The sequence below is a fragment of the Parafrankia colletiae genome, from assembly GCF_001854655.1.
Taxonomy (GTDB): domain Bacteria; phylum Actinomycetota; class Actinomycetes; order Frankiales; family Frankiaceae; genus Parafrankia; species Parafrankia colletiae.
Genome location: NZ_MBLM01000156.1, coordinates 22011 through 33900, shown reverse-complemented (window position 1 = coordinate 33900; position 11890 = coordinate 22011). Strand labels below are relative to the sequence as shown.

Here is an 11890-nt window from a genome sequence, read left to right as displayed (position 1 = left end):
CAGACGAGGTGACGGCATCATGAGGGCGTGCCGTTCTACCACCTGTTCGGGCCGATCGAGGTCATCCGGGAGGGTGGGCCAGTCCAGTTCGGGGGTCCCAAGCAGCGGGCGGTCCTCGCCGCCCTGCTGCTGAACGCCGGCCGGGTCGTCTCCGTGGACCGCCTGGCCGACGCGGTCTGGGGGGACGAACATCCCCCGAGCATGGTGTCCAGCCTGCAGGCGCACATCTCCAACCTGCGGCGCCTGCTCCGGGACGGCGATCGGGCCACCTCGCCGATCGTGCGGCGTACCCCCGGCTACCTGGCGGACATCAGCCTGGAGGACCTCGACCTGCGGTTGTTCGAACGGGCCTGTGACGAGACCCAGGCCGCCGCGGACGCCGGCGACTGGCCGGGCACGCTGGCCGCCGCCGACCGCGCCGCGGCGCTGCGCCGGGGCCCGCTGCTCGCCGAGTTCAGTGACGAGCCGTGGGTGCGGGGTGCCGCGGCGGCGGCGGCCGAGCGGTGGGTGCAGTGCGAGCAGAACGCGGTCATCGGCCTGCTCGGCCTGAGCCGGGTCACCACCGCGGTGCTGCGCTCCCGCCAGCTGCTGGCCGACACCCCCCTGGCGGAGGGTGCCTGCCGGCTGCACATGATCTCGCTGTACCGGGCGGGACGTCCCGCCGAGGCGCTCGAGGTGTTCCGCGAACACGCCCGCCGCCTGGACGAGGAGCTGGGCCTGGAGGTCAGCCCGGCGCTGCGCGACCTGCAGGGCGCCGTCCTTCGCCAGGATGCCGGTCTTGATTCCTGGCCCGGCCGGGCCAGCACCTCGGACCCGGCCGGTGCCAGTGCCGGTGCCCTCGGCGGAGTCGGAACCGCGAGCACCGCGGGTGAGGCTGGCACCGCGACAACCGGTGGCCCGGCCGACGGCGACCCGGCCGACGGCCCGGTGGCGACGACCGACGGTGGGTTCCCGGCCCGGTCCGGGCCCGGCTGCCAGCGCGGTGACCTGGTCGGCCGCGTCCATGAGATCGCCGTCCTGGAGTCCGTTCTGGACGAGGCGCTCACCGGCGACGGACGCTGGGTGGTCCTGACCGGCCCGGCGGGGATAGGCAAGAGCCGGCTGGCGCAGGAGGCCGCCGTCCTCTGGGCGCGGTCCGGCGGAGCCGTCGCGCGGACCGGATGCCCCGACGACGAGGCTGTCCCGCCGTGGTGGCCGGTCCGCCAGCTGCTGCGCGATCTCGGCCTGGACCCGGACGCCATTCTGACCCCGCCGACCGGCCTGGACGCCGACGCCGCCCGGTTCGGTGTCTACGACCGGGTGCTGACCGCGCTGTCCGCCGCGGCCCGGCACCGCCCTTTGCTGCTTGTCGCCGAGGACGTCCACTGGGCTGACCAGGCGTCGCTGCGGCTGCTCACCCATCTCGCGGCCGCCGGCCCGCACCCCGGGCTGGCCGTGGTCGCCACCGCGCGGGACGTCAGCGGCCGGCCCGCGCTGGACCGGCTGCTCGCCGCCACCGCCCGCGGGCACGGGTCGCGGCGCCTCGCCGTCCCTCCGCTGAGCGAGGGGGAGGTGGAGGAGCTGGTCCGCCGGGTCAGCGGGCAGGACATCGGCGCGGCCGCGGCCGCCGAGCTTGCCGAGCGGACCGGTGGGAACCCGTTCTTCGTCTGCGAGTACGCCCGGCTTCCCGAGCAGGAACGCGCCGGTGGAGAGGTCCCGGTCGCGGTGCGCTCGGTGCTCGGCCAGCGGCTCGCCGGCCTCGACCCGGCGGTGCTGCAGGTCCTGCGCGCCGCCGCGCTGATCGGCGACACCCTGGACATCGGCCTGCTCCGCGCGGTGACCCGGCTCGACCACGACGCGCTCGCCGACATGCTGGACGAGGCCTCCGACGAACATGTGATCGTCCAGGCCGCCGGCACCGGCCGGTACATGTTCGCGCACGCGCTGCTGCGCGACGAGGTGGTCGCCGGGATCTCCAGCCTGCGCCGCCAGCGCCTGCACCTGCGGATCGCCGAGGCGCTGGCGTCGGGGGACGGCGGCGAGACCCAGGCCAGGCGGGCCGCGCACCTGGTGGCCGCCTGGCCACTGGCCGAGGCCACCGACGCCCTCGACGCCTGCCGGGCGGCCGCACTCGACGCCGAGCAGCGCTGGCAGTCGGAGGCGGCGGCGCACTGGTGGGGGCAGGCGCTGGCAGTTCTCGACCAGAGCCACCGCGACCTGGACGTCGACCGCGACGAGCTGCTGGTGGCCCGGGTGAGCGCGCTGGCGCGCGACGGCCGGGGCCAGACCCTGCTCGACGTGGTCGACGCGGGCCTGCTGGACGCGGTGCGGCGCGGGCGGCTCGACTCCGCCGGCCGTCTCGCCGCCGCGCTGCTGCGGACCACCGGCTGCTGGCCCTGGCCGGCCCACGGCCACGACTCGGCTCCGCTGCTGGCCCGCCTGGCCGGCCTGGAGACCCTCGTCGCCGCCGACCCGGCCGCGCACGTGCGGATCCTGGCCGCGCTCGCGGTCGGCAGCACCTACGACCCGGACGGCACTGTCCCCGACCGGCTCAGCCGCCGCGCGATCGAGCTGGCCGAACGGCTCGGCGACGACGAATGCCTGGCGGACGCCCTGCTCGGCCGGGCTCTCACCTTCTCCGGCATCGCTGCGCGGGCCACCGAATCGATCGAACTGCTCGCCCGGCTGGCGGACGTCCCGCATGCCGCCGCGCAGATTGACGGTGTGATCACACATGGTCTGCTCCACCTGGCGAAGTCCGCTCTGGGCGACCCGGCGGCCGCCGAGCACGCGCGTCTCGGCGCGCTCGGCAGCGACCTGCTCCGACTGCCGGCCAGCCGGGTGCAGTTCCGCTGGGCGCAGGGCTCGCTGGCACTGTGGCAGGACGACGACCTGGACGGCGCCGAGCGGATCTACGACCAGGCCTTCGCCCTGCACCGTGAGACCGAGCTGTACCAGAGCGGCGTCTACGATTTCGCCCGGCTGACGCTGCGCTGGGAGCAGGGCCGGCTGCACGAGCCGGACGACAAGGCGCCCAATGCCGTCAACGCGCCGTGGGTGGTGGCGGTGCTCGCCGCCGCCAGGAACGACGCGGATGCCGACGAGCTGATCGCCGCGGCGGTCAGGCAGGTCGAACCGGTGGTCTGGACCACCCATGCGGCCCTGACGATGCTGGCCCACACGGTCGCCGACCGGGGCCTGCGGGAGCACGTCGGGTCACTGACCGCACGGCTGGCGCCGATCGCGCACAACATCGCCAATCTGGGCCAGTGCGGTACGGCCGGCCCGGTCGCGCTGGGCCTGGCCCGGCTCGCCGCGCTGGATGGCGACCTCCCGGCCGCGCGGGCGCACCTGCGGACCGCGATGGAAGCCGCTGCCCGCTCGCACGGGGTCGGTGCGCTCCTGCGCACCCGGCTGGTCGCCGCCCAGCTCGCCAGGCAGAGCGGCGATCCCGTCGACCCGGCCGAACTGCGCGACATCGCCGAACGGGCCGCCCGCCGGGGCATGGCCGGCGTCGCCCGCGCGGCGGACGAGCTGCTCCGCTGAGCCGCACGGACCGGACGGGCCGGACGGGCCGGACAGGCCGGAGGCCCGCCGGACCGACGTCACGTCGCGCGGGCGGGGCCTACTTCTTGAAGTTGGCGATGAACTCCGTGTCAGCGTTGATCTTTCCGGTCTTCGCCGCGCCGCCCGGCTCCTCGCCCAGCGGCTCGTCCCGCCCGGGGAGGACCTCCGTGAAGAAGAGCTCCTCGTTCTTGATGAACTCCTTCTCCGCCGCGGGCACCATCTCGTCGAGCATCGCCGCTCCGACCGGACACGCCACCGCGCATGCCCCGCACTCGGTGCACTCGTCGGGGTTGATGTACATCTTGCGCCCGCCGGTGTAAATGCAGTCGGCGGGGCAGCCGCCGCTGAGGCAGCCGCCGTCCTTCACGTCGATGCACGCGGAGGTGATCACGAATGGCATGGCAGAATCGTCTCCAATCAGCCGAAAACTGCTCCGGCTCGCCGGCCACGGCGGATCCGTGACCGGCGGCCGGCGCACTTCAGCCGCGCGCCGACCAAAATGGGATCGAGCTCCGGCGAACCCGCATAGATTATTGGCGGGCGTTTGTCACGCCGACGCTTCCGGCGGTAAACGCGAGGTAACGAAGAAAAGCATCCCGCGTGTCCACATGAATTCTGCGGACCCGTCTTCAGGATAATTCTTTGGAACTCTGCCCGGAAAACTTTTTCCTGCCGATACCCGCGGCGGCGGGCCGGCCGGGCGCCGCCCGGGACCATCCGCCCGGCCACTGGTTCCCGGCCGGCCCTTTCCGGTTCCGCCGGGCCGTCCCGCGTTCCGGTGGCGCTACCAGCGCTCGTGGTGGACGACGGTGTCCAGCGACCGCCGGGCCGCCCAGCCGTGGCGTTCCAGATCCGGTGTGATCTCCAGGTGGCTCACCGGCCCGAGGCACAGCCAGGCGACCGGACGCACACTGTCGGGTATCCCGAGCAGACCCCGGACGAATTCCTCGCGGTAGAAGGACACCCAACCGACGCCGAGATCCTCGGCGGTGGCGGCCAACCACAGGTTCTCGATGGCCAGGCACACCGAGTACAGCCCGGCGTCCGCGATCGTGTTCCGGCCGAGGACGGCCGGGGCCCCGCGCGCCGGGTCGTAGGTGACCACGAGGGAGAGGGTGGACTCGAGTATTCCGTCAATCTTTATGCCGGCGAACCGCGCCGCCCGCTCACCGGTGAGCGTGTCGGCGAAGATCTCCCGCTCGCGGCTGACGTGCGCGTGCATGGCCGCCTTCGTCTCCCGGCTTTCGACCAGGACGAAGTCCCACGGCTGGGTCAGCCCGACGCTGGGCGCGGCGTGCGCCGCGGCCAGCACCCGGCGCAGCGTGCCCGCCGCGATCGGCTCGCCGGTGAACTGCCCGCGGACGTCCCGCCGCCGCCCGACGACCTCGTAAAGGCCGGCGGCAGCGGACGGGACATGTGGCACGTCCGGAAAGGACGGGGCGCTCGGAAAAGGCGGGACGGGCAGATCAGGAACGGGCGGACCAGCGGCTGGAACGGACGGGTCGGGCAGTGATGTCACAGGGTTCAGCTCCGCTCCGGCGAATCGGGTCAGGGATCCGCGGGGCGGGGATCACTCAGCGACGAGCTCGACGATCGCCGCGTTCGCGGTGCCACCGCCCTCGCACATGGTCTGCAGGCCGTAGCGAATGCCATTGTCGCGCATGTGGTGGGCGAGCCGGGTCATCAGAATCGTGCCGGAGGCGCCGAGCGGGTGCCCGACCGCGATCGCGCCACCGAGGGGGTTGACCACCTTGATGTCCGCGCCGAGCTCGGCGAGCCAGGCCAGGGTGACCGAGGAGAACGCCTCGTTGACCTCGAAGGCGCCGATGTCGCCGATGGACAGGCCGGCGCGGGCGAGCACCTTCTGCGTCGCCGGAATGGGCCCGGTGAGCATCAGCACCGGGTCCGAGCCGACGACGACGGCGCTGTGGTAGCGCACGATCGGGCGCAGGCCCAGCTCACGGGCCCGCTCGGGGGTGGTGACCAGCACCGCGGAGGCACCGTCGGAGATCTGGGAGGAGTTGCCGGCGTGAATCATGCCGTTCTCCTTCGCGACCGGCTTGAGCCCGGCGAGCTTCTCCGGTGTGGTGCCCCGGCGCAGGCCCTCGTCGACGGTGAACGGCCCGGACTCGGTCGGCACCGCGAACGTCTGCTGTTCGAAGGCCCCGCTGTCGATCGCCGCCGCGGCCCGCTCGTGGCTGAGCGAGGCGTACTCGTCCAGCTGCCGGCGGGTGAAGCCCCAGCGCTCGGCGATCAGCTCCGCGCCGACGATCTGGTTGAACTCGAAGCCGTCGTAGCGGGCCTTGGCCGCCGGCCCGTACGGCTCACCCGACTGACGGGTCGCGCCGAGCGGCACCCGGCTCATCGACTCGACCCCGCCGGCCACGACCAGATCCTGTGCACCGGCCATGACCGCGAACACGGCCTGGTCGAGCGCCTGCTGGCTGGAGCCGCAGGCCCGGTTCACCGTGACCGCCGGCACGGACTCGGGCCATCCGGCGGCGAGCACCGCGTACCGGCCGACGTTGCTGGACTGGTCACCGACCTGGCCGACACACCCCCACTGGACGTCGTCGACGAGCACGGGGTCGATCCCGGTCCGACTGATCAGCTCGTTGAGCGCCATCGCGGCGAGGTCCACCGGGTGCACACCCGCCAGGGACCCGTTGCGCTTGCCGATCGGCGTGCGCACCGCCTCCACGATCACTGCTTCCCGCACGGCAGTCCCTCATCTCGCGTTGCAGCACCAGCTTCGCCCGGGCTCGCGGCCTGATCCGTCCACTCGGGCTGTGAAGCCTGTTTCCGCCTTGGAGAAACCACGTTGCCACAGGAGCGCACCTGGCGTCCTCGCTGGCCGGCCTGTCCCGGGGCTGACCGTGACGATCCGCACATCGCTCCCCGCGGCGGCGGGCGGGGCCGATCCGGGGCTCAGCCGTCCAGGCCGCCGCGGCGGACGAGCTGGCTGACGATGACGTTGCGCTGGATCTCGTTGGTACCCTCACCGACGATCATCAGGGGCGCGTCCCGGAAGTAGCGCTCGACGTCGAACTCGGTCGAGTAGCCGTAGCCGCCGTGGATCCGCACGGCGTTCAGCGCGACCTCCATCGCGGTCTCGGACGCGAACAGCTTCGCCATGCCCGCCTCCATGTCGCAGCGCTCGCCGCTGTCGTGGCGGCGGGCGGCGTACAGCAGCAGCTGCCGGGCGGCGGTGATCCGGGTGCCCATGTCCGCCAGGTAGTTGCCGATGGACTGGTGCCGCCAGATCGGCTGGCCGAAGCTCTCCCGCTCCTGGGCGTAGCGCAGCGCGTCGTCGAACGCCGCCCGCGCGACGCCGGTCGCCCGGGCGGCGACCTGGATCCGCCCGATCTCCAGCCCGGTCATCATCTGCGGGAACCCGCGGCCCTCCGCCCCGCCGAGCAGGGCGTCGGCGGGCACCCTGGCGTCGTCGAAGACCAGTTCGCAGCTCTCCACACCCTTGTAGCCCAGTTTGGGGAGGTCCCGGGAGACGGTGAAGCCCTCGACCTTCTCGACCAGCAGGATGCTCATCCCCCGGTGTGGGGGTGTCGCGTCCGGGTCGGTGCGGCACAGCAGCGCCACCAGACCGGACCTGCGCGCGTTCGTGATCCAGGTCTTGGTGCCGTTGATCAGGTAGCCGCCGGCGTCGGGACGGGCCACCGTCCGCATGGCCTGCAGATCGGACCCACCGCCCGGTTCGGTCAGGGCCATGGTGGCCCGCAGCTCCCCGGTGGCCATCCGCGGCAGGTAGCGCCGCCGCTGTTCCTCGGTGCCGAAGGTCGAGATCAGCTTCGCGACGACGCTGTGGCCGCCCATCGCCCCGGCCAGGCTCATCCAGCCACGCGCCAGCTCCTCGGTGACCATGGCGTAGCAGGGGGTGGAGACCTTCCCGAACCCGTACGGCTCGGGCACCGCCAGCCCGAACACGCCGAGCTCCTTCATCTGCCCGATGAGCCGCTCGGGATAGGTGTTCGCATGCTCCAGCTCCCGGACGACCGGCCGCACCTCCCGGTCGACGAAGTCGCGAACGGTGGCAACGATCGCCTGCTCCTCGGCGGACAGCTCCATCCGACCAGTCTTGCGTACCTCCCACCCGGGCCGTCCCCGTCGCGTGGCGCACCGGACAAACTCCACGTCGGACGTCGACACTGAGACGGTGGAGCAGGTGGACGAGCACGTCCGGATCGCGCCGGCAGCGGCACTGCGCCCCTACGTGGCCTGGTACAGCGGGTACCGCCAGCGCGGCCTGCCCCCCGCGGCCCACCGCGGCCTGCCCTCACCCGCTCTGACCCTGATCTTCACTCTGGACGACCCGCTGGTCCTGCTCACACCGCCCAGGCCGACGGAACCGGCGCCGCCCGCAGGCACAGCCCGGCGCTTCGACTCCCTGGTGGCCGGTCTGCACACGGCACCCGCACTGATCAGTCACCAGGGAGCCCAGTCCGGCGTCCAGCTGGCCCTGCGGCCACTCGGCGCCCGCGCGCTGCTCGGGCTGCCCGCCGGTGCGCTGGCCTCGCACGACCTCCCGGCCGAGGACGTCCTGGGCAGCGCCGGCCGCCGGCTGTCGGGACGCCTGCGGGAGGCGCCGGGCTGGCCGGAGCGGTTCGCTGTTCTCGACGCGGAACTCACCGGCCTCGCCTGGTCCGACCGGCGGATCGACCGGGAGGTGCGGCCCGAGATCCGGCGTGCCTGGAGCCTGCTGCGCCACCACGGCGGCGGCGTCGCCGTGTCCGCGCTGGCCGCCGAGGTCGGCTGGAGCACCCGCCATCTGGGCTCCCGTTTCCAGGCCGAGATCGGACTGTCCCCGAAGGCCGCCGGACGGGTGATCCGGTTCGACCGGGCCAGGCGGGTGCTGGCCGGCTGGGCGGCCGGACAGGCGGCCGGACGGGGCGCGCGGAGCAGCCCCGGGTGTGGCCCGCGACCGTCGCCGACCCTGGCCGATCTGGCGGCGGCGTGCGGGTACTTCGACCAGGCGCATCTCGCCCGCGAGTTCCGCGCGCTCGCCGGCTGCACCCCGAGCGGCTGGCTCGCCGAGGAGTTCCGAAACGTCCAAGCCGGCAGCTACGGCTACGACGAAGTATTGGACGGGCCGGGGTCGACCAGGCCCCGCTGATCACAGCCGATCGCACCGGATCGGACTGCGATCGCCCTGATCGACGCGAGGGGACCCGAAACAATCATGAGCGACTCCGCACCCCCGCCCCAGGTCTGGCCCTGCCTGCGGGCCCGCGACGCCCGGGCGCTGATCGACTTCCTCGCCGCGGCCTTCGGCTTCGAAGAGGTCGTCTGCTACGGCGAGACCGCCGCGTCGCCGGAATCCCCCGCCCGTGTTGACCATGCCGAGCTCGCCTGGCCGGAGGGCGGGGGGATCATGCTGGGCACTGTCCGCGGCGGTGCCGATGACCCGTTCGCGCTGGGCCCGGGAACCTTCGGCGCCTACGTCGTCACCGCCGATCCGGACGGGCTGTGTGCCCGGGCCCGCGCCGCGGGCGCCCGGATCACCGTCGAGCTCCACGACACCGACTACGGGTCACGCGACTTCGCCGCCCGGGATCCCGAGGGCAACCTGTGGTCCTTCGGCACCTACCCCGGCGCGTCCCGCAGCAGCTGACATCAGGTGTCGCCGCGATGTCCCCGGGCCTCAGGTGCGCGGCACGTCTCAGAGCATCGCCCTGAGAGCGACCATCCCTGCGAGCATCAACAGGAAGTAGGCGAGAAAGCCACCGACGAGCCGGGCGACGGCCAGGAAGACCAGTGCCCCTCCAGACGGTCCCCAGGCCGTCCGCCATGGCCACCAGGGGTCATGGCGGACCGTCACCCGCTTCCCCACCGCCGCTCGTCGCACGACCATCCGRCAGGATCGCGTCGAACCCTGTGCGGTAACGAAACGCACCTTGACGGGTTTCCAGTCAGGATCCAGGAAGCCGAGCCTGGACAGGCTCACGACGACGCCGTCAACGACCATCCCATGGTGCGCCAACCGCACCTGTTGGCGGAACTCCGCCCCGGCTCGCGCCATGAGGACGAACACCTGGGCCCCGATCAGCGATACCGGGTCGATCTCACCCACCACCAGCGCGAGCACGAGGACCAGCGCCACGGCGACCGTCTCCCCGGCCAGCCAGACCACATTGTTCGCCAGGGCTCCTGCCGTACGCTCTGGCACCCTGGCCCGGAGGCGACGTCCCCCATCACGGCTGGTGATGATGTCCGCGTCTGTCAGCCGCCACAGGAACTCCTGGCGATCTTTCTTTCCGATGCCGGCGGTGGCCGCGCCCTGGCTGTCTACCGACATCGGCTGATTGTTTCGCATACCGCCCCRACCGCCGACTCCGAGGAGGGCTGTCCCGGCAGCGGGACCGGCCAGCAGTCGGCGGTCGCTGGACGGCCGGCCGGCCGTGCGGGTCGGCCGTCAGCGGGCTCAGCCCCAGATCTCGCAGTGGTGTGCCGCGGCGTAGCCGGCACCTGCTTCGATCGTGCCCGGTTGGAGCACCAGCCGGTCGGGTGAGGTCGGGGTTCGCGTCACCGGCCAGGAGGGCCAGGCCGGCAGCGGGCCGGTGGAGGAGGCCGCGTTCGGATCACCGGCTGCCGCGAACCGGGTCCAGTAGTCGATCATTGCGGCCGACAGGTCGCGCTGGTCCGGGGTCAGCGACGGCCCTGCCGACGGTCCCGCGGCGAACCCCGCGGGACCGGACGACGTCGGCGATCCGGATGATCCGGCCGGGAACAGGTAGGGCAGCTCCGCGGTGTGCGTGGCCCCCGGGTTCACGCCGGCGATGACCGGCGTCAGGCCGGGGACGTCGAACTCGTACCCGTACACCCGCGAGCCGGTCCGGGTGAACAGGTCCGCCGAGCGGGCGGTCGGGCAGGCGAAGAGCCGGTCCGTGATCACCTGGGCGAGGCGCTCGCGGGGCGGCACCGCGCCGAGCGGGTAGGCCGCGAGGACGGCGTCCGCCTTGTCCGGCATCTGTTCCCGGACGATCTGGGTGAAGCGTTCGGCGGTCAGTTCCTGACCCGGGTCGAAGTTGGCGGTGAAGGCACGTCCCTCGTCCCGAACGGTCCCCACGATGACCGGTACGCGGTCCGCCGCGCCCTCGGCGATCGCCTCTGCGGGGGGCCGGGGCAGGGTCAGGCTCCCGGTCACCGGAGCCCACCTGGGCGAGGTGAGGACGTCCGCCTGGCCGCCCATGTCGAGCACCCGCTCCACCGGGGTGGCCCGCAGGCAGCCGAGCACGGTGGCCGGGTCGGTACAGCCCAGTTGGGCGGCGAACGCCTCGCCGGTGCGCTCGGCCGCCGCCATCGCGGGAAACGGCCACAGGCACGGACCGCTCTGCATGACCGCCCGTTGGACCAGTCCGCGTGCGGACGGCGCGGCCAGCACCGCACAGACGTTCACCGAACCGGCCGACTCACCGAAGATCGTGATGTTTCCCGGGTCACCGCCGAAGGCAGCGGCGTTGTCCCGGACCCAGCGCAGCGCAGCGATGATGTCCGCGACCGCGTAGGAGCCGGCGTCACCGCCCGATTCGGTGGTCAGCGCCGGCAGCGCGAGCTGGCCGAGCGCCCCGAGCCGGTAGTTCACCCCGACGAGCACCGCGGGCCCGCCGGCCGCGAGTGCCGACATGTCGACCTCGTTGGCCGAGCCGGCCGCGAAGCCGCCACCGTGGATCCACACCAGCACCGGCCGCCGGACCTCCCCGGTGCGAGCGGTCACGCTGGCGGTGGCGCTGGCTCCGGTGCTGCCGCCAGTGCTCGTAACGCCCGCCGCGGCGACCGCGGCCGTCGGCGCGGTCACGTTGACGAACAGGCAGTCCTCGCTGGCGGCGGCCGCCAGGGCGTCGGTCTGCGGGCACGGATGGCCCCGCACCGACCCGTCGCGGACTCCCTGCCACGGCGCCGGCGGCACCGGGGCCCGCCAGCGCAGGTTCCCGACCGGAGCGGCCGCGTAGGGGATGCCGTAGAAGGAGACGACATCACCGGCGACAACCCCGCGGACCTCACCGCCGGTGGTCGCAGCCACCGGCGCGGGCACGGCTCTCAGACCGCCCGGAGGCTCGGCCGATCCGCCGCGGCCGCCGTCGCAGGCGCCGCAGAGAACCGCCGCCGCCAGGAACAGCGGCAGGAGCATTCCCGCCAGCCTCGTCGAGCCCTGTCCCGTCGAACCCCGTCCTGTCGCGCCCGGTCCCCCTGCCATGGCGGACAGCCTCATCGGCGCCGCCGCGCGACGCAAGATCACGCGTCAATCCTTACACGTGCGCCGAAAACGTACGAAACCGACGGACAGCGTGGCTGCTGCCCGTCGGTTTCGACACACGAACCACCACCGCCC

Annotated in this window: 9 protein-coding genes; 3 read left to right on the top strand and 6 right to left on the bottom strand. The window is 73.1% G+C overall.

The features are described from left to right. Positions 1 to 27 precede the first annotated feature (27 nt). On the top strand, positions 28 to 3525 hold the full coding sequence (locus tag CC117_RS28805) for a BTAD domain-containing putative transcriptional regulator (protein ID WP_071089883.1): 3498 nt from the start codon (positions 28 to 30) through the stop codon (positions 3523 to 3525). A 79-nt stretch (positions 3526 to 3604) separates the two neighbouring features. Here the strand turns inward: CC117_RS28805 and CC117_RS28800 are convergent, their stop codons facing one another. The 4 genes from CC117_RS28800 to CC117_RS28785 form a co-directional block, all read right to left on the bottom strand. After that, the gene (locus CC117_RS28800; RefSeq protein WP_018636811.1) at positions 3605 to 3946 is read right to left on the bottom strand and encodes an indolepyruvate ferredoxin oxidoreductase subunit alpha; all 342 of its coding nucleotides are present in this window, start codon (positions 3944 to 3946) and stop codon (positions 3605 to 3607) included. Between the two features lie 384 nt (positions 3947 to 4330). Continuing rightward, positions 4331 to 4969 carry a 5,6-dimethylbenzimidazole synthase gene (gene bluB, locus CC117_RS28795; protein WP_071089880.1) on the bottom strand — a complete coding sequence of 213 codons (639 nt, stop codon included), beginning with the start codon at positions 4967 to 4969 and terminating at the stop codon, positions 4331 to 4333. Between the two features lie 147 nt (positions 4970 to 5116). Then, on the bottom strand, positions 5117 to 6265 hold the full coding sequence (locus CC117_RS28790) for a thiolase family protein (RefSeq protein WP_071089877.1): 1149 nt from the start codon (positions 6263 to 6265) through the stop codon (positions 5117 to 5119). A gap of 209 nt (positions 6266 to 6474) precedes the next feature. Beyond that, positions 6475 to 7629 (bottom strand): acyl-CoA dehydrogenase family protein, encoded by a 1155-nt coding sequence (locus tag CC117_RS28785; RefSeq protein ID WP_071089874.1) that lies wholly within the window; start codon positions 7627 to 7629, stop codon positions 6475 to 6477. Positions 7630 to 7717: 88 nt separating this feature from the next. Here CC117_RS28785 and CC117_RS28780 point away from each other — a divergent pair, with 88 nt between their 5' ends. Both CC117_RS28780 and CC117_RS28775 read left to right on the top strand, forming a co-directional pair. Then, the gene (locus CC117_RS28780) at positions 7718 to 8674 is read left to right on the top strand and encodes an AraC family transcriptional regulator (protein ID WP_071089871.1); all 957 of its coding nucleotides are present in this window, start codon (positions 7718 to 7720) and stop codon (positions 8672 to 8674) included. 66 nt (positions 8675 to 8740) lie between these two features. Beyond that, a complete protein-coding gene (locus CC117_RS28775; protein ID WP_071089868.1) occupies positions 8741 to 9172 on the top strand; it encodes a VOC family protein in 432 nt (143 codons plus the stop codon). Between the two features lie 48 nt (positions 9173 to 9220). On the opposite strand, the gene CC117_RS28770 is transcribed toward CC117_RS28775, so the two are convergent. Both CC117_RS28770 and CC117_RS28765 read right to left on the bottom strand, forming a co-directional pair. Beyond that, a complete protein-coding gene (locus CC117_RS28770; RefSeq protein ID WP_131803153.1) occupies positions 9221 to 9856 on the bottom strand; it encodes a DUF3592 domain-containing protein in 636 nt (211 codons plus the stop codon). Positions 9857 to 9982: 126 nt separating this feature from the next. Next, entirely contained in the window at positions 9983 to 11797 is a 1815-nt protein-coding gene (locus CC117_RS28765; protein ID WP_241830518.1) for a carboxylesterase/lipase family protein, read from the bottom strand. Positions 11798 to 11890 lie beyond the last annotated feature (93 nt).